This is a genomic window from Sphingomonas sp. Leaf23 (genome assembly GCF_001421585.1).
Taxonomy (GTDB): domain Bacteria; phylum Pseudomonadota; class Alphaproteobacteria; order Sphingomonadales; family Sphingomonadaceae; genus Sphingomonas.
Window position 1 is genome coordinate 773208 of sequence record NZ_LMKR01000003.1, and the last position, 21612, is coordinate 794819.

Here is a 21612-nt window from a genome sequence, read left to right on the forward strand (position 1 = left end):
GCTACGCCGGGCGGGGCGATAAGGTTCCGGTCCTCAGTTGACTATTTCGAGCGCCAGCGCGGTCGCCTCACCCCCGCCGATGCACAGCGAGGCAAGTCCGCGCCGCTGCACGCGCGTCTCCAGTGCCGACAACAGCGTCGCCAGCACCCGTGCACCGCTCGCCCCGATCGGATGGCCAAGCGCGCAGGCACCGCCGTGCACGTTGACCCGGTCGTGGGGCAGGCCCAGGTCGTGCATCGCCGCCATGGTGACGCAGGCGAAGGCCTCATTCACCTCGAACAGATCGATCGCGTCCGCGCTCCAGCCGGCCCGCTCCATTACGTGGCGCATTGCGAAGACCGGGGCGGTGGCGAAGCGGGCGGGGGCATGGGCGTATCCGGCGTGGGCGACGATCCGCGCGATTGGGGTTAGTCCCAGCCGCTCGGCGACCGAGGCGCGCGCCAGCACCAGCGCCGCCGCGCCGTCGGAAATCGAAGATGCGTTGGCGGCGGTGATCGTGCCGTCCTTGGCAAAGGCGGGCTTCAGCGCCGGAATCTTTGCCACGTCGCCACGCGCGGGCTGTTCGTCGAGGCGGACGGTGGTCGTGCCCTTTCGCCCGGCGATTTCCATGGCCACGATCTCGCGATCGAATGCGCCCGACGTCTGTGCCGCTTGCGCGCGCTTGAGCGATTCGATCGCGAAGGCGTCCTGCGCCTCGCGGGTGAAGCCATAGGCGGCGGCGGTTTCCTCGGCAAAGCTGCCCATCAGCCGGCCGGGTTCATAGGCATCCTCCAGCCCGTCGAGATACATATGGTCGAGCAACCGGTCATGGCCGATCCGCGCGCCGCTGCGGTGGCGCTGCGACAGATAGGGGGCATTGGTCATGCTCTCCATGCCGCCCGCGACGACGATATCGGCCGAGCCGGCGGCGATGCTGTCGGTGGCCATCATCACCGCCTGCATCCCCGATCCGCACATCTTGTTGACGGTCGTCGCCTCGACATGCTCCGGCAACCCCGCACCCAGCGCCGCCTGCCGCGCGGGGGCCTGTCCCAGCCCGGCGGGCAGGACGCAGCCCATGTAGATGCGCTCGACCGCTTCGCCCGACAGGCCGGCCCGCTCGACCGCTGCACCGACCGCCGTCGCGCCCAGCTGCGTCGCGGTGGCGCCCGACAGCGCCCCCTGGAAACTGCCCATCGGCGTGCGGGCATAGGACAGGATGACGACGGGATCGGACATGGAACGCTCTCCGGGGATTATCTTGTTTCGTTTGTTATCATCTAGGGCGATGGCCGCGCCGCCGCAATCGCGCTAGGCCGCCGGCCATGATCCTTGCGCTGCCTCCCGCTTTCTGGCCGATCCTGTTGGGAACGCTGGGCGCAGTGTTCGGCAGCTTCATCGCGACGATCGCCATCCGCTGGCCGGCGGGACGATCGGCGCTGGCAGGGCGGTCGATGTGCGACGGGTGCGGGCGCACGCTGACCGCGATGGAGCTGATACCGATCATCAGCTTTGTGCTGCTGCGGGGGCGGTGCCGGACGTGCGGGACGCGGATCGCGCCGGGACATGCCGTTACCGAGTTTCTGGGCGCCGGAATCGGGGTCGTCGCCGGACTGGTCGCGCCGGGGTGGGAGGGCGTGGCCGGCGCCGCGTGCGGCTGGCTGTTGCTGGCGCTGGGCGCGATCGACCTTGCAGCCTTCTGGTTGCCCGATGTGCTGACGGGAGCGCTGGCGGTGGTGGCACTGGCCGGCGGCGTGGCGGGGCTGGGTGCCGATCTGGAGGCGCGGCTGATCGGCGGCGTTGCGGGGTTCGGGGTGCTGTGGCTTGCGGCGGAGGGGTATCGCAGGGTGCGCGGGCGGATCGGGCTGGGCGGTGGCGATCCGAAGCTGTTCGGGGCGATCGGCCTGTGGCTCGGTTGGCGCGCGCTGCCACAGGTGCTGCTGATCGCGTCCGTGGCAGGGTTGGCGGTCGTGCTGACCCTCGCGTTGCTCGGTCGCCGGATGACGGCAGCCGACCGGTTGCCATTGGGCACGCTGCTCGCCGGGGCCGCGTTTCTCAGCTGGGCGGTCTAGGCCGGTTCGATCCGATATTCGATGGGCTTGAAACTGCCGCCGTTCGACGCCGGTGCCGAACAGGCGGTAAGGCCGATCACCAGATCCATCGCCGCGCGGAACGTGATCGAATCGCCCGCCTTGCTGAGCGGCGGCAGGACACTGAGACGCCCTGTCGCGCCATCGACCGGCACGTTCATGAAGCAGTTGAACGCCACCGGGATGCGATCGGGCTGCACGCCATACGGCTCCAGCGCGGCGGCGAGATTGCCGAAACACCCGCGGTGCGGCGGCAGGTCGGGATAGAAATGGTGGAATGTGTCGTAGGAACACGGCGTCAGCAGAAAGTCGTGGGTGCCGACGGTATCGTCGACGATCTCCAGCATTACCCGGCTGCGGTTCGAATAGAGCGCGTGGCCGGTGGTCAGACGGATCGTCTCGGCATAATCCAGCGTGCGACCGGAAGAGATCACCTCGTCCAGATCATCGGCGCTGAACGCCAGCAGGTCGGCGACCTGACATCCGCGCGGATCGATCACGACCAGCGTATCGCCCTTGGCCAGCCGGAACGCGGTGCCCGATCGTTCGGGAATGGAGACGTTCACTTCGGCGCGCCGGTATAGTGGAACGGGCAGGCCCAGCGGTCGTCGACCGCCCGGCCGCTATATTGCCGCGCCTCGCTGGTGGCGCCATGGCGGGCGAGCATCGGGTTGCGGCTGCCGGCCAGTGCTTCGTCCCGTACCAGGATTTTCTCGCGCATCGTCTCGTACTTGCCCTCCGCGCGCAGTCGTTCGAACTGGTCGTGCAGGTTGAAGACGAGCGTCGGCCGTTCGAACCGACGCGCGGGGCGGCTGGCGCGGGGGTGGAGGCCGACGATGAAGAATGCCTCGCCACCGAAGCTCAGCGAAAAATGGGGGTTGTCAGGGTCGGCGCTGACCCGCGCGTCGTAATCCTGCCCGCGCCACACATCCTTGTCCGACAGCGACTGTACCCGCTGCCACAGCGCATGTTCGAATTGCGGTTCGCTCAGGTCGTCCGGCCCTTCGAAGATCACCGCGAAGCTGCGATACATCGCCCGGTCGCGGCGATAATCCTCCGCCAGCCGCATCAGCGCGTCGTGGATGCGGACATCGTCCCACGCGCTGTCGATCCGGGAGCAGGCGAGAACGTCGAGCGTGCCCCGCGCCATGGCCGATTTCGCCCCGACACAGGGAAAGGCGCGATCGTCGATATGGTCGAACAGCAGCGCTTCGAGGCTGTCCTGCGCCTCGTGCTTCCAATTGAACATTGCGGAGGTCCCGGCTCGTGAATGGACCATCATTACGTTTCGCGTGCGATACCGGTTCCGCCGGTTGACGGGCGGCGGGGACAGCGGCAACAATCGCCGCCGTGAACAAACGACTGCTTCTGGACGACTTCCTTCCGTATCGCCTGTCGATTGCATCGAACCGGGTGTCGGACGCCATCGCCTCCACCTACCGCTCGCTGTTCGGCCTGCGTATCCCCGAATGGCGGCTGGTCACGGTCATCGCGGAACATGACGGCATCACGCAGCAGGCGTTGTGCGTCGCCACCCGGATGGACAAGGTGACGGTCAGCCGCGGCGCGATCGCGCTGGTCGATCGCGGGCTGGTCGAACGCAGTGCGAATGCCGGCGACCAGCGGTCCCACCTGCTGCGGCTCACGAAATCCGGCCGGGCGCTGTACGATGAGGTCGCGCCCAAGGCGTTGCTGATCGAGCAGGAACTGTTCGCATCGTTCAGCGCGCAGGAAATCGACGTCCTGCGCGACATGCTGGCCCGCGTCCAGGCGGCGGCCGATGCGATGGAACAGCGTACCACTGGTCAGTAACGGTCGCGCCGCGGCTTCATCTGACGCGTGCTGGGCAGGCTGTCGGCAAGGCGCGCGCCGCGCTTTCCCATCGGCAGCGGGYGGCCCACCGTCGAGTCCACCGCCGTCTGTCGTTCGGCCTCCGCATTGATCTCCGCGCCGATCAGGATCGCGAAGCTCGATACGAACAGCCACATCAGTAGCACGACGACCGCACCCAACGCGCCATAGGTCGCGTTGTAATTGGCGAAATTAGCGGCGTAGAGCCCGAACAGCACGGTGGCGAGCAGCCAGAGCAGAGTGGCGGCGACCGATCCGACCGACAGCCAGCGCCATTTGGCCCGTGCCCGATCCGGCCCATAGCGATAGGCGAAGGCAATCGCGGCGCTGGCGATCAGCGCGGCGACCAGCCACGTCGCCCCCTGCACGACGATCGCGCCGGCGGTGCCGAGGAACGCGGTCTCGCTGCGAATCCAGGCCAAGACGCCGGCCGACAGGATGCCGACGACGCCGGCAAAGATCGCCGCGATTGTCAGCATCGCGGACAACAGCGTCGTGATGACGATGCTGCGCTCGTCTTCTTCCTCATAAATCACGTTCAGTGCCTGGATGATCGCGCTGGCGGCCCGCATTGCGCCATAGATCGACAGCAGCAATGCGATGAACAGGCCCAGGCCCGCCTGGGTCGATGCGGTGGTGACGACCGCGATCAACTGGTCGGAGATCAGCCGGGCGGCGTCGGCCGGCACCAGTTCGAAGATCGTTTCCATATGCCGCGCGACCGTGGCGGGATCGGCGATCAGCCCATAGGTCATGACGATCGCACCCAGGAGCGGCACGAACGAAAGAAAGGCGTAGAAGGCAACCCCGGCGGCCATCAGCGACAGGTTGTGATAGCCGACCATCGTGTAGACGCGGAAGAAGATCGCACGCCATGCGGGCCACGGATGCTGCCATGGATGTTCGGATGCGCTGCCCGGAATGGTGACCGGGTCGATCGGCGGTACGGTATCGGTCAACGCTGCTCCCCTTGCTGCCATCGACCAACGCGGCGGCGGCAGGATCGGATGCAGTGAAATTTCGATATGAACCAATTCGTTCGCATGGCGTTTTCGGTTCACGGGGGTTGTGTGTCGCAACGTCCGCCAAGGGGACGGGGACAAAGTTTTGGGGGAATTTCGCGCCTCGACGGTGGTTGCGCTGCTTGCCAGTACGATGATGATCCCGGTCGCACGGGCACAGGACCGCGTTTCGCCGCCGACGACCGCCACCACCACCGCGCAACCGCCGGTCGAGCCGATCGTTCCCGATCGCGAGTTCGAGGCGGCGCTGCCCACCCTTTCCAGCGATATCAACGCGCCGCTTGAGCCTCTGTCGGGATTCGATGCCAAGCCGTCGCCGCCGCCGCCGGTCCAGCCGCTGCCGGCACCAACCGTGCCCGCGACCGAAGCGCAGCGCCCCGCCGAAACCCTGCCCGATGCGGTACAGCCCGAAGCGCCCGAGCTTGCCCAGCCGCTGACGCCGCTGTCGTCGTTCAACGTGACCCCGGTCGAAGTCGCCGGGGTGGACGACAAGCGCGCGGTCGAAATCCGCTACGATACCGTCATCAAGGGCCTCGACGCGATCGACGGCGAAACGCAGTTCCGTGCGCTGTCGGCGCTGCGCGAAGGCGATGGCAAGGCCGCGAACGCCGCAATGGTGCAGGCCCGTGCGAAGGAGGACGAGCAGCTCGCCGTCCGGATCATGCGCGCCAAGGGCTATTATGACGGCACCGCGACCTCCGCGATCGAAACGCCACCGGGTCAGAAGGTGCGCGCGGTCGTCACCGCCCTTCCGGGTAAGCAGTTCACCCTGGGCTCGATCCGCATCGATACCCAGCCGACCGTCCCGCCGAACCTGGTCCAGCGCGAACTGCCGCTGAAAGTCGGCGATCCGATCGACGCCGAACGCATCCAGGCGGCAGAGGCCAATGTCAGCCTGAAGCTGCCGCAGCAGGGCTATCCGTTCGTCCAGGTTGGAGAGCGTGACATCCTGCTCGACGATACGACCGTCACCGGGGCCTATACCCTGCCGGTAACAACCGGGCCGCGGTCGTCGTTCGGCACCTATTCCACGACGGGCAAGCTCGCCTTCGATGCCGAGCATGTCGGCGTGCTCGCCCGGTTCAAGCAGGGCGAACTGTACGACAATCGCAAGGTCGACGACCTGCGCGCGGCGCTGGTGTCGACCGGGCTGTTTTCGGGCGTATCGGTCGAACCGCAGCGCACCGGGCAGGTCGCGCCGGACGGCACCGAATATGTCAATCTGCTGGTCAAGCAGGACGCCGGGCCGGCGCGGACGCTGGCTGGCGAAGCGGGCTATGGCACGGGACAGGGTATCCGCCTCGAAGGATCGTGGACGCATCGCAATCTCTTCCCACCGGAAGGTGCGCTGATCGTACGCGGCGTGGCGGGAACGCAGGAACAGGGGGCGGGCGTCACGTTCCGCCGCTCGAACGCCGGACGGCGCGACCGGACCTTCCAGATCCTCGCCAATGCCAGCCGCAGCAATTACAACGCGTTCGAGGCGTTCACGGGCACGCTCGGCATCCGCTGGTCGTATGATTCCACGCCGATCTGGCAGAAGCGTTTTACCTATGCCTATGGCGCCGAACTGATCGGCACCAACGAAGACACCTATGACTTCGACGTCGGCGCGCGTCGTCGCAAGACCTATGGCATCGCCGCGCTGCCGCTGTTCGCCGGGTTCGACACGTCCGACAATCTGCTGAACCCGACCAAGGGCTTCCGACTGAAATTGAACGCCAGCCCCGAAGCATCGGTGCAGGGGGCCGCGCGTCCCTATGGCCGGTTCATGGTCGAAGGAACCGCGTACTACCCGATCGGCGAGAGCATCGTCATCGCCGGTCGTGCCCGCGCCGGATCGATCCAGGGAATCGCGCGTGACGACCTTGCCCCGTCGCGGCGTTATTATGCCGGTGGCGGCGGGTCGGTGCGCGGCTTCGGCTTTCAGGAGCTTGGACCCCGCACGCCGGAGGTGGACGAGGATGGCAACAGCCTTAACCGGCCGATCGGTGGGCGCAGCCTGAACGAATTTGCGCTGGAGGCGCGCTATCGCTTCGGCAATTTCGGGATCGTGCCGTTCATCGACGCGGGCCAAGTGTATGAATCGAGCCTGCCCAAAGGTTCCGACCTCCGCTTCGGCGCGGGGATCGGCGGCCGTTTCTACACCAATTTCGGCCCGATGCGGGTCGATGTCGCGACGCCGATCGCTAGGCGACCCGGAGAATCCAAGATCGCGCTCTATATCTCGATCGGGCAGGCATTCTGATGACCGACATCGACATGCCCGCCACCGAAACCGTCGTCGTGCGTGACCGCCCGCTATGGGTCAAAATCCTGAAATGGATCGGCATCGCGATCGTCGCGCTGCTGCTCCTGATCGTGGCGCTGGTGTTCAGTTTGAACACCGGGCCGGGGCGCGGGTTCGTTGTCGGCAAGCTCGACGGCTACACCACGGCGTCGGGGCTGAAGGTCAATATCGGACGGATCGATGGATCGCTCTACGGCGCGATGACGGTTCGCGACCTGCGGCTGAGCGATACGAAGGGTGTCTTCGCCTATTCGCCGGCGATCGCGGTTGACTGGCGGCCCTTCGCCTTTGCAAACGGGCATGTTGATATCCGCAGCCTGACCAGCCCGCTGGTCCGCTACGCCCGCAATCCGGTGCTGAAGGACACGCCGCCGAGCGATCCCAACGCGCCGCTGCTGCCCGACTATGACATCGACGTGAGCCGCCTGGTGGTCGACCGGATCGAGGTCGGGCCGGCGGTGACCGGGCAGCGCCATATCGCGAAGCTCGACGGCGAGGTACATATCGCCGACCGCCGCGCACAGCTGACCGCCAATGCCGCGACCATTGCCGCGCCGGGCGTGGCCGGCGGCGACCGGGTTGCACTGAAGCTGGATGCCGTTCCCGACGATAACCGATTCGACGTCGATGCACGGATCACCGGGCCGGCCAATGGCATGATCGCCAGCTTGGCCGGGCTGAAGGCGCCGATCGTCGCCACGGTCGACGGGCAAGGCGACTGGGCCAATTGGCGCGGACGACTGGCCGGGACGCTCGGCGGACAGCCGCTGGCCGACCTGGCGCTGACCGGGCGCGATGGTCGTTTCACGGTGCGCGGATCGACGCGGCCGGGGCTGATCCTGCAGGGACCGGTCGAGCGGCTGACCGCACCGCGCATGGATGTGGCGATCGACGCCGCGCTGGCAAACCGCAAGGCCGATACGCGTATCCAACTGCGTTCCAGCGCATTGGCGGTGAACGCTACCGGTTTGCTCGATCTGGGCAACAGCCGGTTCGGTAATTTCCGCACCGAAGCGATGCTGCTGACGCCCGGCGCGATCGCAACGAACCTGAACGGTCGATCGGTGCGCGCCGCCGTCGTGCTGGACGGTGCGTTCGCCACGCCGACCGTGGATTACAAGGTACAGGCCGCCGCACTGGGCTTCGGCGAAACCGTCGTTGAACAGCTATATGCCGAGGGCAAGGCGACAGTCGATGCCAACCGCATCCTGATCCCGATCGCGGCGAAAGCGCGCCGGATTTCCGGGCTGAACGCAGCCGTCGGCGGGCTGGTCACCAATGTCGCGCTGAACGGCGATCTGGCCATTTCGGGCGATCAGGTGCTGTCCGACAATCTGCGCATCCGATCCGACCGGATCGATGCGACCGCGATCGTCGCCGCGAACCTGACAACCGGGCGCTACACCGGCGCGCTCAAGGGGCGGATCAACGATTACGAGGTCGCCAGCATCGGCATCCTGAACCTGACGACCGATGCCAGCCTCTACGCCGCGCCGAATGGCGGCTTCGGGATCAAGGGCCGGGTCGTGGCGCAGACGACGCGGCTGTTCAACGAAGGCATCCGCAACTTCCTGGGCGGCAATGTCACCACCACGCGGGCGGATGTCGGGGTGGGGCCGGACGGGATCGTCAGTTTTGCCAATGTGCGGATGAACGCGCCGCAGTTCCGCATCACCAACGGATCAGGCCGGTATGATCCGGCCGGGCCGCTGCTGTTCGATGCCGGTGCCTATTCGACGCAATATGGTCCGCTCACCGCACGGGTGACCGGCACCGTCGCCGCGCCGCAGGTGCTGCTGCAGGCCGCACGACCGGGCGTCGGCGTCGGGCTGATCGGATTGGAGGCGCGGGTGCGCGGGCAGGGTGATCGCTATGCGATCCAGGCGACGGGCAACACCGATTACGGCCCGTTCCGCGCCGACGTGCTGCTGTCGACGGCGCCGCGCCTGGCGGCCGACATCCGGTCGGCGACCTTTGCCGGCATGAACATCGACGGCCGGATCGAAGCAACCGACGCCGGGCCGTTCGCGGGCCGGGTGAATTTCGCCGGATCGGGCGTCGCGGGCATCGCCCGCTTGTCGGCGCAGGGCAAGTTTCAGCGCGCCGACGTCAATGCGCAGGCATCGAACGCGGTGATCCCTGGCAATATGGGCCTGCGGATCGGTCGCGCGATCGTGACCGGCAGCGCGGTGCTGTACGACCAGCCGGAAATCGTCGCCGACGCCCAGGTCGCCAACCTGTCGATGGGCGATTTCGTGGTCCAGCGCAGCCGCGCCAAGATCAACTATCGCGGCGGCAACGGAACGGCGCAGCTGTTCGCCGAAGGATCTTCGGGCGTCCCGTTCCGGGTCGCGGCCAACGCGCGGCTCCGGCCGAACGACTATCTGGTCGCGTTGCAGGGTGTGGCCAATTCGATCCCGTTCAAGACGGTCAATCCGGCGCGGATCACTTCGGTACCGGGCGGCTATCGCCTGTATCCGACCCGTATCGATTTCGCGCAGGGTTCGATCCGTGCGGCGGGTGTCTATGGCAATGGCATGTCGATCCAGACCCGGCTCGACCGGCTGGACCTGAGCATCGTCAACGCCTTCGTCCCCGATACCGGCCTTGGCGGCACCGCGACCGGCAGCCTCGATTTCGCGCAGGCGGCGGATCAGAGCTTCCCGCGCGCCGATGCCCGGCTGACCATCCGCAATTTCCAGCGGACCAGCCTCGCCTCGATCTCCGAACCGGTCGATATCGTCTTCGCCGGCGATCTTCGTCCCGAAGGCGGCAGCGGACGGGCGCTGATCCGACGTGGCACGACGACGGTGGGGCGGATGGTCGCGAACCTCCGGCCGCTGCCGCCGGGCAGCGGATCGTGGGTCATGCGGATGCTGGCGGCGCCGCTGTCGGGCGGTATCCGGTACAATGGACCGGCGGGCGTGCTGTTCTCCTTCGCAGGGCTGGCCGACCAGCAATTGTCGGGACCGATCGGCCTTGCCGCCGATTTCGGCGGACGGGTGCAGGCACCGCAGCTGACCGGCATCGTCCGGGCGAACAACCTGACCTATGAGAATGAGACGCTGGGCACCCGGCTGACCAATCTCGGCATCGACGGGCGGTTCACCAACGATCGGTTCGAACTGACCCAGATGCGGGCGCGTGCCGGCGAAGGGACGGTCGCGGCACAGGGCACGGTCGGGCTGGCGGCCAACAGTGGCTTTCCGATCGATATCAAGGCACAGCTGCGTAATGCCCAGCTCGCGCGGAGCGACGCACTGGGTGCATCGGCGACCGGCGATATCCGTATCCAGAACGGGCGCGACGGCGGGCTGATCTCGGGCGATATCATCATCCCCGAGGCACGGTACCAGATCATTCGCCAGGGTGCGGCCGAAGTACCGGAGCTGACCGGGGTCCGGCGCAAGAGCGATGCGAACCGGCCGGACGCCGTGCAGCAGCGGCAGGCGGCGGTATCTGCCGGCCTGTTCCGCCTCGCGCTGCGGGTGCGAGCCGACAACCGGCTGTTCGTGTCGGGCATGGGGCTGGAATCGGAATGGCAGGCGAACCTGCGCGTCGCCGGCACGTCCGCCGCACCGACGATCAACGGGCAGTTGCAGCTCGTGCGCGGGACCTATTCGTTCGCCGGCAAGCGGTTCGAGGTCGAACGCGGCATGATCCGGTTCGAGGGCGAGGATTATATGAACCCCGTCATCGATATCGTCGCATCGACCACTGCCGAGGGGATCACTGCCACGATCAACGTGTCGGGCACCGCGCAGGCACCGCAGATCGCGTTCAACTCCACGCCGTCGCTGGCGCAGGACGAGGTGCTGTCGCGGCTGTTGTTCGGTAGTTCGGTGACGAACCTGTCGGCGACCGAGGCGATCCAGCTGGCGGCGGCGTTGAACTCGCTGCGCGGCTCGGGCGGCGGCGGACTGAATCCCCTGGGCAAGCTGCGCTCGGCGACCGGGTTCGACCGGCTGCGCGTGATGGGCGGCGATGAGGCGAGCGGGCGTGGTACGTCGCTGGCGGCGGGCAAGTACCTGACCGACGATATCTATGTCGAGATCATCACCGACGCGCGCGGCTTTACCGCCACGCAGATTCAGATCGCGCTGACCAAGACGCTGAGCCTGTTGTCGCAGACCGGATCGTTCGGCGGGTCGAACGCATCGCTGCGCTACAGCCGCGATTATTGATGGGCGGCGGCGGGTGACACCGCCGCCGGTTCAGCGTTTGCGGGGCACGCCGCCGGCCAGCGCCGCGATCATGGCATCGCGCAGCGGCTTGGGGCGAAGCTCCATGTCATAGGGGCAGCCGCGCGCGACTGCACCGTCGGGACGCGGTTCGAACCCGCGCAGCCAGCTGTAGCGGTCGCTCAGGCCCCAGGCGAGGACGTCGCCCAGCTGCGGATAGGACAGCATGATGTCCAGATAGGCGCGCGTAAAGTCGGCGACGCCGCGGTCGCGTGGGGCCACAGCGACGGGCAGGCCGCGATCGCGCACGTCGAATTCGGTAATGACCAGCCGGTATCCCATCGCCACCACCCGGTCGAGGAACCGCCGCCATTCCGGTTCCAGCCGGTGGGCGACCGCACCGGCATCGGTGGTCGGCTGGAACAGGCCGATATGCGACTGCACGCCCAGCGAATCGACCGGCGTGCCCCGCTTGCGGAACGCCTCCAGCAGCGACAGCACGCCGGCGCGATGCTTCTCGTTGCCGTCTTCCCAGCTCATATAATCGTTATAGACCAGCTCGGCATGCGGCGCGGCGGCGCGGGCGGTGCGGAAGGCGTGGTCGAGGACATTGGCCGTCCCGCCCATCGCCCGCGACAGCGACGTTTCGCGCAAGTCGCCGCTATCGGGATCGACCGCCTCGTTCACCACGTCATAGCTGTCGATCTTGCGACCATAGCGTTTGGTGACGGTCTCGATATGCTGGTCGAGGATGCCCGCCGCTGCCGTCGCAGGGCGCTGCCCGAAGTCCTGGTTGTTGAGCCACGCCGGAAACCACTTTGAATAGGCCCAGTAGAGCGTGTGCCCGCGCATCGCGAAGCCGTGCCGCATCGCCCAATCGACCATCGCGTCGAATTGGGCAAAGTCGAACCGGTCGGCGGCGGGGCGGAGCGCCTGCCACTTCATCTGGTTTTCGGCGACCAGCACCGCACAGTCGCGTTGCAGCAGCGCGGCATAGGCCGGATTGTTGAACGACGCGGCGTCGCGTCCGGGCGGGGCCCAGGCGAAGGCGGAGCCGAAGCGGCGCCCGCGCTGTGCGGCGGCGGCGTTCGGCGTCAATACCGCCGCGGCTGCGGACACGCCTTGCGCGGCCAACATCGCGGCACCTCCGGCCAATATGCTGCGGCGATCGATCATGGTCATCAGGCTCTCCCATTCCCACGTTCTTCGACGTGGTAGCGTTACCATGTCCGGGATGATATCCCCGAGTCAACGCCGTCGGTCAGACGGGAGGAAGGGATGCAGGATGCTGAGAGCGATCGGGTGGGCGGTGCTGCTGTGCATGGCGTGGACGGCGCCGGCCCATGCCGAGGACGGTTATGACCTGTGGCTGCGCTATCGGACGCTGCCGACATCGCAGGCGGCGGCGGTCGCTGTGAAGGCGAGGGTGGTCGTTAGGGACGAGCAGGATGCCACGATCGCGCACGCGGCGGCGGAGCTGGAGCGCGGACTGTCGGGGCTGACCGGTCGGCAGGTTGCGACCGGTGCGGTGGCGGACGGGGCAATTCTGATCGGGACTGCCCGGTCGGGGCGGATCGCGGCGTTGCGCCTGCCGCTGTCGGAAGTAGGGCCGGAGGGCTATGTGCTGCGGTCGGCGGTGGTCGACGGGCATGCCATCACGGTGATCGCGGCGAACCGGCCGGTGGGGGTGCTGTATGGCGCGTTCCAGCTGTTGCGGATTGTCCAGACCGGGCAGGCTCTCGACCGGCTGTCGATTGTCGAACGGCCGCGGCTGGCGCTCAGGGTGCTGAACCATTGGGATAATCCCGACCGCTATGTCGAGCGTGGCTATGCGGGGCAATCGCTGTGGGACTGGCAGAAACTGCCGGGCTTCAGCGACCCGCGCTATACCGATTATGCGCGGGCCAATGCGTCGGTCGGGATCAACGGGACCGTGCTGAACAACGTCAATGCCAGCCCGGATATGCTGACCCCGGCGTTTCTGGAGAAGGTCGAGCGGTTGGCGGTGATCTTTCGCCCATGGGGCATCCGCGTCTACCTGTCAGCGAAGTTTTCGGCACCGATCGAGGTCGGGGGCCTGAAGACCGCCGACCCGCTCGACCCGCAGGTCGCGGCGTGGTGGCGGGCGAAGGCCGACGAAATCTATGCCCGCATCCCCGATTTCGGCGGCTTTCTGGTGAAGGCCAATTCGGAGGGGCAGCCGGGGCCGGGGGATTATGGCCGGAGCCATGCCGAGGGGGCAAACATGCTGGCCGCCGCGCTCAAGCCCCATGGCGGGGTCGTGATGTGGCGGGCGTTCGTCTATGCCCATGACAAGCCGGAGGATCGTGCGAAGCAGGCCTATAGCGAGTTCCAGCCGCTCGACGGGACGTTCGCAGACAATGTGATCGTGCAGGTGAAGAACGGGCCAATCGATTTCCAGCCGCGCGAGCCGTTCCATCCGCTGTTCGGGGCGATGCCGCGCACGCCGCTGATGATGGAAGTGCAGATCACCAAGGAGTATCTGGGGTTCGCCACCCACCTCGCCTATCTGGGGCCGATGTGGGAGGAGGTGTTGCGGAGCGACACCTGGCGCCCGCGAAAGGGTGTGACCGTTGCCGACGTGCTGGCGCGCCCGGTTGGGCTGAGCGGGATGGCGGGGGTGGCCAATGTCGGGAGCGATCGCAACTGGTCGGGGTCGCAGTTCGATCAGGCGAACTGGTATGCCTTTGGGCGGCTGGCGTGGAACCCAGACGATCGAGCCGACGCCATCGCGCGCGACTGGGCGGCGATGACGTGGGGGCAGGCGGTGGCCGAGCCGGTGGCGGCGATGATGCTGCGGTCGCGGCAGGCGGTGGTCGATTACATGATGCCGCTGGGGCTGCACCACCTGTTCGCGACCGGGCATCATTACGGGCCGGGGCCATGGGTCGACGATCTGGCGCGGCCGGATTGGAACCCGGTCTATTATCACAAGGCCGACCGCGTGGGGGTTGGGTTCGACCGGACGCGGAGCGGTAGCGATGCGGTCGGGCAATATGCACCGGCGCTGGCGAAGCGGTGGGGCGATCCGGCGACGGTGCCCGAGGACCTGTTGCTGTGGTTCCACCATGTGCCGTGGGAGCGGCGGATGGCGTCGGGGCGGACGCTGTGGGAGGAATTGGTCGGGCGGTACGACCGGGGCGTGGCCGAGGTCGCGGCGATGCAGGGGCAGTGGGCGGCGCTCAAAGGAAAGGTGGATGACCAGCGCCATGCCGAGGTCAGCCAGTTCCTGACGATCCAGCGGGCCGAGGCGCAGTGGTGGCGGGATGCCTGTATCGCCTATTTCGCCCAGGTGTCGGGGCGGGCGTTGCCGGCAGGTGTGGTGCCGCCGGCGCATCCGCTGGCGTGGTACAAGGCGGTTCGGACCCCCTATGCGCCAGGGAATGGGCGGTAGGGTTTCCGCTGTTCTAACGAAGAAGGGGGACCCCGGCGCAAGGCCGGGGTGACGGTAAGTTCACTGGTCCGCGTCAAACGGACCAGCACCCGTGATTTAGCATTTTGGCTAAGTGACTGTCAGCCAAAGGCTATTTGGCCAAAGTTCACAAAGTTCACACTCGCCGCGTTTTCGCGATCAAATGTGCTGTTGCGAATTAGTAGCGGCGCAGCAGTCCGGCCAGCTTGCCCTGCACCCGCACCTGTTCGGGGCGGTAGCGTTGCGGGTCGTAGCTGCGGTTGGCGGGGTCGAGACGGATCATCGCGCCTTCGCGACGGAAATATTTCAGCGTCGCCTCGCTATCCTCGATCAGCGCGACCACGATTTCGCCGTCGCGTGCGGTTTCGGTGCGGCGGACCAGGGCATAGTCGCCGTCGAGGATGCCGGCCTCCACCATCGAATCCCCGGCCACTTCGAGTGCGTAGTGATCGCCGGCACCGAGCAACGCGGCGGGAACGGGTAGCGTCGCCTGCCCCTCGATCGCCTCGATCGGGACACCGGCAGCGATGCGGCCGTGCAACGGCAGCTCGACGACATCGTTGGCCGGTTGCGGGGCAACACGGGGTGCTGCGGCAGGCTTTGCCACCGGCTTCTTCGCGACCGGGCGGTCGGGCATCCGCAGCACTTCCAACGCGCGGGCGCGATTGGGCAGGCGGCGGATGAATTCGCGTTCCTCCAGCGCCGAGATCAGGCGGTGGACGCCCGACTTCGACTTGAGGTCGAGCGCTTCCTTCATTTCCTCGAACGAGGGGGAGACCCCGGTTGCCTTCAACCGGTCGTCGATGAAGCAGATCAACTCGTGCTGCTTACGCGTCAGCATAAACGTCCTCCGTCGGAACAGACGTGGAACCAATAGGAAACGATTTATAAGCCGTCAAGCGAGTTGCAGGATTTCCGCCGAGTCGCCCGCATCAGCCGCCGGGGCGTGGGGCGCACGCACGATGAGGCAGTCGGAACGGGCGAGCGTGCGCAGCATCGAGCTGTCCTGAATGGCGGCGGTCGACACCTGTCCATCGATCAGCGTGGCGCGCAGATAGTCCTGCCGCGCACCATTGGCCGGCAGCGGATGGGCAAGGGCCGCGCGGGTGCTGCGGGGCATCGGGTCGGCGGCGCCGGCGATGCGGGCGGCGAGCGGGCGGACGAACAGCAACGCGGTGATGAACGACGACACCGGATTGCCGGGCAGGCCGAGGACGGCGGCGTCGCGCAGCCGGCCCGCCAGCATCGGCTTGCCCGGCCTGAGCGCGATCCGCCAGAAATCGAGTTCGCCGCCCGCCGCCGCCAGCGCGGGGCGAACGAGGTCATGGTCGCCGACCGATGCGCCGCCGGTGGTGACCAGCAGGTCGCAGTCGACCGCCGTGAACGCATCGACCAGCGCGTCCATCCGGTCGGGCAGGATGCCGAGGTCGATGCGCTCGACGGGCAGGTCGGCGAGCAGGCCGGCGAGCATCAGCCCGTTGGACTCAGGCAACTGGTCTTCGCGCAACGCCTGTCCAGCGGGGACCAGTTCGTCGCCGGTCGCGGCGATGGCGATGCGGGCGCGGCGACCGACCGACAGCATGCCGTGACCGGCGATCGCGGCGAGTGCGGCGCGGGCGGGGGTGATGCGATCGCCGGCGGCGATCAGCAGCTCGCCTTCACGGAAATCGAGGCCGGCGCGGCGGACATTGCCGCCGCGTACCGGGCCTTCGCCTGACAGGTGCAGGCGGGTGCCGTCGCGCGTCGCCTCCTCCTGGACGAGCACGCAATCGGTGCCGGCGGGCATCGCCGCGCCGGTGAAGATGCGGGTCGCCTGTCCGACGGCGACGGTGCCGGGAAAGGCGGCACCGGCGGCGCTTTCGCCGATCACTTCCCACGGGCCGGGCAGGTCGTCGAAGCGGATCGCGTAGCCGTCCATCGCCGAGAGCGGGCGGGCGGGCTGGGTGCGCAGCGAGATGATGTCGGCGGCGGCAAAGCGGCCGAGCGCTTCGGTCAGGGGGAGGGTTTCGGGTGTCGCGGGGCGGGCGAGGGCGAGGATGCGGGCCTGCGCTTCGGCGACGGGGAGGAGGGACATGCGCTGGGCCTTTGCGTCTGATCGTCACCCTCGGCCTGATCCGGGGTTCCGGTTTCTCGTTCGGAGAGAAGTAAGAAGCGGGACCCCGGGTCAAGCCCGGGGTGACGGTTGGGGTGGAGGTGGTTGCACCGCCGCCGCGCGGGAAACCGGCGCTTAGCCCCGAACCCAGTCTCCGGACTTGCCGCCCTGCTTTTCCAGCAGGCAGATGCCGTCGATCACCATCGCCTTGTCGATCGCTTTCGCCATGTCATAGATGGTGAGGAGTGCGGTGGAAGCTGCTGTCAACGCTTCCATTTCCACCCCGGTCTTGCCATCGGTCGCGGCCGTTGCGGTGACGCGGATTGCGTCGGCTTCGAATGCGAAATCGACCGACGCTTTGGTCAGCGGCAGCGGGTGGCACAGCGGGATCAGGTCGCTGGTGCGCTTGGCCGCCATGATGCCGGCGACGCGGGCGACGGCGAGGACGTCACCCTTTTTCACCAGCCCGTCGCGGATCGCGGTCAGCGCCTCGGCGGCCATCACGATGCGGCCGGTGGCGATGGCTTGGCGTCGGGTCGCAACCTTGCCACCGACATCGACCATGCGCGCGCTGCCATCGGCGTCGAGATGGGTCAGGCTCAAGCGATCATCGCCCGCGTCGCCGCCTCGACATCGGCGTGCCGCATCAGCGCCTCGCCGATCAGGAAACAGCGGACGCCGTGTTCGGCCATCGCATCGAGATCGGCGCGGGACGTCAGGCCGCTTTCGGCGACAAAGGTGCAGCCGGCGGGGGCATGGCCGACCAGTTCATAGGTCCGCTCAAAGCTGACCGAGAAGTCCTTGAGATTACGGTTGTTTACCCCGATTAGCCGCGACTGCAGCGCCAGCGCGCGGTCCAGTTCGGCGCGGTCGTGGACCTCGACCAGCACGTCCATGCCCCGCTCGATCGCGGCGGCTTCGATCTCCGCCATTTGCGTGTCGGATAGTGCGGCGACGATGATGAGGATCGCGTCGGCACCGAGCGAACGGGCCTCGGCAACCTGCCAGGGATCGACGTTGAAGTCCTTGCGCAGCACCGGCAGGTCGCACGCGGCACGGGCGGCAACCAGATACTCGTCGGCGCCCTGGAAATAGTCGATATCGGTCAGGACCGAGAGGCAGGCGGCACCGCCGGCCTGATAGGCGCGGGCGTGGGCCGGGGGATCGAAATCGGCGCGGATCAGCCCCTTGGACGGGCTGGCCTTCTTGATCTCGGCGATCAGCGCGTGGCCGGGCCGGGCGTCGAGCGCGGCGCGGAAGCCGCGCGGGGCGCTCTGTTCGCTGGCGCGTGCGTCGAGGTCGGCAATGCTGGCGCGGGCGCTGCGGGCGGCGACTTCGGCGCGCTTGGTGGCGAGGATGGTGTCGAGCATCGTCATGAATAGGCGATCCATTGGTCGAGCAGGCGGTCGGCCGCGCCCGAATCGATGACCTCGGCGGCGCGTTGGGCACCGTCTGTCAGGTCGGTGGCGGTATCGGCGATCATTAGCGCTGCGGCGGCGTTGAGCAGCACCGCGTCGCGATAGGGACCCTTCTCGCCCCGCAGCAGCGCGCGGAGCGCGGCGGCGTTGTGATGGGCATCGCCACCGCGGATCGCGCTGATCGGGTGGCGGGACAGGCCGGCGTCTTCCGGCACGATGCGGTCGGCCATGGTCATGCCGACGGGCACGACGATGGTCGGGCCGGCACCGGAGATTTCGTCCAGCCCCTCCTCCCCCGACACGATCAGTGCGGTTTCAGCGCCGAGCAGTTCCATCGCCTCGGCATAGACCGCCGCGTAATCGGGGCGGGCGATGCCGATCAGCTGGCGGGTGGTGCGTGCCGGATTGGCGAGCGGGCCCATCAGGTTGAAGATGGTGCGCCGCCCGATCCGCTGGCGGATGGGGGTGATGCGCTTCATCGCCGGATGGTGGTTGGCGGCGAAGAGAAAGGCGATGCCGATATCGCCCAGCGTCGCTTCGGCCATCGCGCCGGCCCGCCCCATGTCGAGGCCGAGTGCTTCCAACGTGTCGGCGGCGCCGGCCTTGCTGGAGGCGGCGCGGTTGCCGTGCTTGGCGACGGGGACGCCGCTGGCCGCTACGACCAGGCTGACGGCGGTGGAGACGTTCAGGGTATGGTGGCCGTCGCCGCCGGTGCCGCAGACGTCGATGGCGTCCGCCGGGCCGTGGATCGGGATCATGCGGTGGCGCAGCGCGCGGGCGGCCTCGGCAATCTCGATGCTGGTCTCGCCGCGAATGGCGAGGTCGATCAGGAAGGTGGCGATGGCGTCGTCCGACACCGTTCCGTCGAGGATCGCGGCGAAGGCTTGCGCCGCGCTTTCGTGGGCGAGCGGCGTCGACGGATCGGGGAGGAGCGCGGTGACGGTCATGCCGGCATCGTCGCGGGAAGCCCTGCGTCCTTCAGGAAATTGGCGAGCATCGCGTGGCCATGTTCGGTGGCGATGCTTTCGGGGTGGAACTGCACGCCGTGGATGGGGAGTTCGCGGTGGCGGAAACCCATGACGCTGCCGTCCGACGCGGTGGCGTTGACCGCCAGCACGTCCGGAATATCGGTCACGATCAGCGAGTGATAGCGCGTCGCGGTGAAGGGCGAGGGGAGGCCGGCGAAGACGCCGGTGCCGTCATGCTCGATCGGCGAGGTCTTGCCGTGCATCAGCCCGCCGCGCACGACCTTTCCACCGAAATGCTGGCCGATCGCCTGATGGCCGAGGCAGACGCCCAGCAGCGGGCGCTGCGCCTCGGCACAGGCAGCCACCAGGTCGAGCGAGATGCCGGCCTCGGTCGGGGTGCAGGGGCCGGGCGAGATCAGGAAACCCTGCGCGTTGCTGGCCAGCGCCTGTGCCGCGGTTATGCTGTCGTTGCGCTCGACGCGGACCTCCACGCCCAGTTCCATCAGGTAATGGACCAGATTCCAGGTAAAGCTGTCGTAATTGTCGATGACGAGGATCATGGCACCGCCATAGCGTCCTGTGGGCAGCGTGCAACGGCAGGAATCTTTGCGCGTTCATGTTCTGGTCATCGGTGCGGTCGCGTATGGATGGCGGGTCAGGAGATACGAATATGGCGCGTTGGGTATGGGCGGGATTGGCGCTGGCGATTACGACGCCGGCGCTGGCACAGGATGCACCCGCCGATCCGCCGCCGCAGCGCGTGCGCAACGCCACCGTCTATGGCAAAGACGCCTGTCCCAAGCCTGCCAGCGACGACGAGATCGTGGTATGCGCCCGGCTGGATGAGGGGGAGCGCTATCGCATCCCCAAGCGATTCCGCGCGCCGCCGGACAGGTCGTCGGCGGGTGCCAGCTGGGCGGTCAGGGCCGACAGCGCGATGGAAGAGGCGCGGGTCGGGCGGCCGAACAGCTGTTCGGTGGTCGGAACCGGCGGGCAGACCGGCTGTACCCAGGCGATGTTGCGCAACTGGTTCGCATGGCGGCGCGACCAGCAGGCGCAACAGCGCGATATCCCCTGACATTCAGGCGGCGTCGTTCACCGGCGCCAGGCTGTCGTCGTAGCGATAGAGCCGGCCGGCGCGTTTCGCGGCGTAGAGCGCGGCATCGGCGCGGCGGCGCAACTGGTCGAGGGTCGCAGCATCCTCCGGAAAACAGGCATAGCCGATGCTGGCGCCGACTGGAGCGGCTATGTCGTCATCAATGCGGTAGCGCCGGGCGGACAGTGCGTGATGCATCCGTTCGGCAAGTGTTTGGGCGGCGTCGGGCGGCAGGTCGCGGATCGCCACGATGAATTCGTCGCCGCCCAGCCGCGCGATGGCGGCGGTGTCGGGTGCGACCTGGCGCAGCCGTGCGGCGACCTCCACCAGCACGCTGTCGCCCGCGGCATGGCCGTAGCGGTCGTTGACGGGTTTGAACCGGTCGAGGTCGATGCACAGCAGCACCAGCGGGCGATGCGGCGGGGCGGCCAGCCGCGCTAGCGCATCGTCGAGGCCGTGCCGATTGACGAGCCCGGTCAGCGGATCATGGCTGGCGAGGTGGCGCTGTCGCTCGGCGGCTTCGAGCGATAGCGCCAGCATCCGCCCGAAACTGCCCAGCAGCGCGCGCACGCCGATGAACAGCGGCAGGGTCATCGGCAGGAGCATCCACAGCAGCAATTCGCCCGACAGGGCGAGGCCGACCTTGAACGGCAGGTCGCACAGCATGACCATCAGCGTCGCCATCCGCGGCATCGCGTAATTGCGGGCGCAGATCGGCGCGACGAGGCCGAGGATGAAGGCGGTGGCGATCGTCGTCAGCACCAGATCGCCGGTCAGCGCGATGACGAGCGCCGACAGCCCCTGCAACGCGCACCAGCCGATCGAGAGCAGCATCGATCCCTCGATCGTCGGCAATTGTCCGGCGCGATAGGCGTGGCGGACCTGCCCGATCGTCCGGAGGCGCAGGAGCAGCACGACCACTTCGAGAAGGGAGAAGACCCAGAAGATCGACAGCCCGGTGCGCAGCGCAGCGGCAATGCTGATGGTGATGCCGGTGAGTGCGCCCATGACCACGACCTTGGGCGCGGCCAATATCGCGGCGTAGAGCATCGGTCGCGCCGCGTCGGGCACGGCCACGACCGGATCGGCCAGCCATGCCAGCGCCCCGTTCCCGCCCGCCAGCCGCGCCTCTCGCTGATGCTCCATTCCGCCGATCCCGACCGCATGCGATCCGTCGGGATATACCATGAAA

At 67.6% G+C, this 21612-nt stretch carries 18 protein-coding genes; 6 read left to right on the forward strand and 12 right to left on the reverse strand.

From position 1 onward, the window contains the following. Window positions 1-33: 33 nt before the first annotated feature. Window positions 34-1218 (reverse strand): acetyl-CoA C-acyltransferase, encoded by a 1185-nt coding sequence (locus ASE67_RS12015; RefSeq protein WP_055761256.1) that lies wholly within the window; start codon window positions 1216-1218, stop codon window positions 34-36. An 86-nt stretch (window positions 1219-1304) separates the two neighbouring features. On the opposite strand from ASE67_RS12015, the gene ASE67_RS12020 reads away from it, so the two are divergent. Further along, window positions 1305-2051, forward strand: a complete 747-nt coding sequence (locus ASE67_RS12020) for a prepilin peptidase (RefSeq protein WP_055761259.1) — start codon at window positions 1305-1307, stop codon at window positions 2049-2051. Here the strand turns inward: ASE67_RS12020 and ASE67_RS12025 are convergent. Both ASE67_RS12025 and gntA read right to left on the reverse strand, forming a co-directional pair. Next, window positions 2048-2635 (reverse strand): DUF1989 domain-containing protein, encoded by a 588-nt coding sequence (locus ASE67_RS12025; protein ID WP_156348594.1) that lies wholly within the window; start codon window positions 2633-2635, stop codon window positions 2048-2050. The two genes, ASE67_RS12020 and ASE67_RS12025, sit on opposite strands and share 4 nt — an antisense overlap. Continuing rightward, window positions 2632-3318: a guanitoxin biosynthesis heme-dependent pre-guanitoxin N-hydroxylase GntA gene (gene gntA, locus ASE67_RS12030; protein ID WP_200922214.1), complete on the reverse strand. Its 687-nt coding sequence runs from the start codon at window positions 3316-3318 to the stop codon at window positions 2632-2634. Before gntA ends, ASE67_RS12025 begins: the two co-directional genes overlap by 4 nt. A gap of 101 nt (window positions 3319-3419) precedes the next feature. On the opposite strand from gntA, the gene ASE67_RS12035 reads away from it, so the two are divergent. Beyond that, complete coding sequence (locus ASE67_RS12035; RefSeq protein ID WP_235511886.1) at window positions 3420-3881, forward strand: MarR family winged helix-turn-helix transcriptional regulator; 462 nt, start codon at window positions 3420-3422, stop codon at window positions 3879-3881. Here the strand turns inward: ASE67_RS12035 and ASE67_RS12040 are convergent. Next, entirely contained in the window at window positions 3875-4879 is a 1005-nt protein-coding gene (locus ASE67_RS12040; RefSeq protein ID WP_235511887.1) for a YihY/virulence factor BrkB family protein, read from the reverse strand. The two genes, ASE67_RS12035 and ASE67_RS12040, sit on opposite strands and share 7 nt — an antisense overlap. Window positions 4880-5075: 196 nt before the next feature. Here ASE67_RS12040 and ASE67_RS12045 point away from each other — a divergent pair, with 196 nt between their 5' ends. Further along, window positions 5076-7190: an autotransporter assembly complex protein TamA gene (locus ASE67_RS12045; RefSeq protein ID WP_082457111.1), complete on the forward strand. Its 2115-nt coding sequence runs from the start codon at window positions 5076-5078 to the stop codon at window positions 7188-7190. Continuing rightward, window positions 7190-11416 carry a translocation/assembly module TamB domain-containing protein gene (locus ASE67_RS12050; protein ID WP_055761268.1) on the forward strand — a complete coding sequence of 1409 codons (4227 nt, stop codon included), beginning with the start codon at window positions 7190-7192 and terminating at the stop codon, window positions 11414-11416. The genes ASE67_RS12045 and ASE67_RS12050 overlap by 1 nt, the downstream gene beginning before the upstream one ends. Before the next feature lie 30 nt (window positions 11417-11446). On the opposite strand, the gene ASE67_RS12055 is transcribed toward ASE67_RS12050, so the two are convergent. Further along, a complete protein-coding gene (locus ASE67_RS12055) occupies window positions 11447-12595 on the reverse strand; it encodes an endo-1,4-beta-xylanase (RefSeq protein WP_055761271.1) in 1149 nt (382 codons plus the stop codon). Window positions 12596-12698: 103 nt separating this feature from the next. Between ASE67_RS12055 and ASE67_RS12060 the strand changes: the two genes are divergently transcribed. Then, on the forward strand, window positions 12699-14828 hold the full coding sequence (locus tag ASE67_RS12060) for an alpha-glucuronidase family glycosyl hydrolase (RefSeq protein WP_055761273.1): 2130 nt from the start codon (window positions 12699-12701) through the stop codon (window positions 14826-14828). Window positions 14829-15024: 196 nt separating this feature from the next. On the opposite strand, the gene lexA is transcribed toward ASE67_RS12060, so the two are convergent. The 6 genes from lexA to ASE67_RS12090 form a co-directional block, all read right to left on the reverse strand. After that, entirely contained in the window at window positions 15025-15687 is a 663-nt protein-coding gene (lexA, locus tag ASE67_RS12065; RefSeq protein ID WP_055761276.1) for a transcriptional repressor LexA, read from the reverse strand. Window positions 15688-15741: 54 nt separating this feature from the next. Beyond that, complete coding sequence (locus ASE67_RS12070; RefSeq protein ID WP_055761279.1) at window positions 15742-16920, reverse strand: molybdopterin molybdotransferase MoeA; 1179 nt, start codon at window positions 16918-16920, stop codon at window positions 15742-15744. A gap of 153 nt (window positions 16921-17073) precedes the next feature. Continuing rightward, the gene (gene moaC / locus ASE67_RS12075) at window positions 17074-17541 is read right to left on the reverse strand and encodes a cyclic pyranopterin monophosphate synthase MoaC (protein ID WP_268795367.1); all 468 of its coding nucleotides are present in this window, start codon (window positions 17539-17541) and stop codon (window positions 17074-17076) included. After that, window positions 17538-18314, reverse strand: coding sequence for an indole-3-glycerol phosphate synthase TrpC (gene trpC, locus ASE67_RS12080; RefSeq protein WP_055761282.1), 777 nt, complete (start codon window positions 18312-18314; stop codon window positions 17538-17540). Before trpC ends, moaC begins: the two co-directional genes overlap by 4 nt. Beyond that, window positions 18311-19303 (reverse strand): anthranilate phosphoribosyltransferase, encoded by a 993-nt coding sequence (trpD, locus tag ASE67_RS12085; RefSeq protein WP_055761285.1) that lies wholly within the window; start codon window positions 19301-19303, stop codon window positions 18311-18313. Before trpD ends, trpC begins: the two co-directional genes overlap by 4 nt. Next, complete coding sequence (locus ASE67_RS12090) at window positions 19300-19884, reverse strand: anthranilate synthase component II (RefSeq protein ID WP_055761290.1); 585 nt, start codon at window positions 19882-19884, stop codon at window positions 19300-19302. Before ASE67_RS12090 ends, trpD begins: the two co-directional genes overlap by 4 nt. Window positions 19885-19994: 110 nt before the next feature. On the opposite strand from ASE67_RS12090, the gene ASE67_RS12095 reads away from it, so the two are divergent. Then, window positions 19995-20402: a hypothetical protein gene (locus tag ASE67_RS12095; RefSeq protein WP_082457087.1), complete on the forward strand. Its 408-nt coding sequence runs from the start codon at window positions 19995-19997 to the stop codon at window positions 20400-20402. A 3-nt stretch (window positions 20403-20405) separates the two neighbouring features. Here ASE67_RS12095 and ASE67_RS12100 read toward each other — a convergent pair whose 3' ends face one another. Then, the gene (locus ASE67_RS12100; RefSeq protein WP_055761296.1) at window positions 20406-21608 is read right to left on the reverse strand and encodes a GGDEF domain-containing protein; all 1203 of its coding nucleotides are present in this window, start codon (window positions 21606-21608) and stop codon (window positions 20406-20408) included. Between the last annotated feature and the right edge of the window lie 4 nt (window positions 21609-21612).

Excerpts from the sequence above, each read along its gene's own strand:
- ASE67_RS12050 (WP_055761268.1), top strand. The coding sequence starts at position 7,190 with ATGACCGACATCGACATGCCCGCCACCGAAACCGTCGTCGTGCGTGAC.
- ASE67_RS12100 (WP_055761296.1), bottom strand. The coding sequence starts at position 21,608 with ATGGTATATCCCGACGGATCGCATGCGGTCGGGATCGGCGGAATGGAG.
- trpD (WP_055761285.1), bottom strand. The coding sequence starts at position 19,303 with ATGACCGTCACCGCGCTCCTCCCCGATCCGTCGACGCCGCTCGCCCAC.
- ASE67_RS12020 (WP_055761259.1), top strand. The coding sequence starts at position 1,305 with ATGATCCTTGCGCTGCCTCCCGCTTTCTGGCCGATCCTGTTGGGAACG.
- lexA (WP_055761276.1), bottom strand. The coding sequence starts at position 15,687 with ATGCTGACGCGTAAGCAGCACGAGTTGATCTGCTTCATCGACGACCGG.
- ASE67_RS12045 (WP_082457111.1), top strand. The coding sequence starts at position 5,076 with ATGATGATCCCGGTCGCACGGGCACAGGACCGCGTTTCGCCGCCGACG.
- trpC (WP_055761282.1), bottom strand. The coding sequence starts at position 18,314 with ATGACGATGCTCGACACCATCCTCGCCACCAAGCGCGCCGAAGTCGCC.
- gntA (WP_200922214.1), bottom strand. The coding sequence starts at position 3,318 with ATGTTCAATTGGAAGCACGAGGCGCAGGACAGCCTCGAAGCGCTGCTG.
- ASE67_RS12055 (WP_055761271.1), bottom strand. The coding sequence starts at position 12,595 with ATGACCATGATCGATCGCCGCAGCATATTGGCCGGAGGTGCCGCGATG.
- ASE67_RS12060 (WP_055761273.1), top strand. The coding sequence starts at position 12,699 with ATGCTGAGAGCGATCGGGTGGGCGGTGCTGCTGTGCATGGCGTGGACG.
- ASE67_RS12095 (WP_082457087.1), top strand. The coding sequence starts at position 19,995 with ATGGCGCGTTGGGTATGGGCGGGATTGGCGCTGGCGATTACGACGCCG.
- ASE67_RS12070 (WP_055761279.1), bottom strand. The coding sequence starts at position 16,920 with ATGTCCCTCCTCCCCGTCGCCGAAGCGCAGGCCCGCATCCTCGCCCTC.
- ASE67_RS12090 (WP_055761290.1), bottom strand. The coding sequence starts at position 19,884 with ATGATCCTCGTCATCGACAATTACGACAGCTTTACCTGGAATCTGGTC.
- ASE67_RS12015 (WP_055761256.1), bottom strand. The coding sequence starts at position 1,218 with ATGTCCGATCCCGTCGTCATCCTGTCCTATGCCCGCACGCCGATGGGC.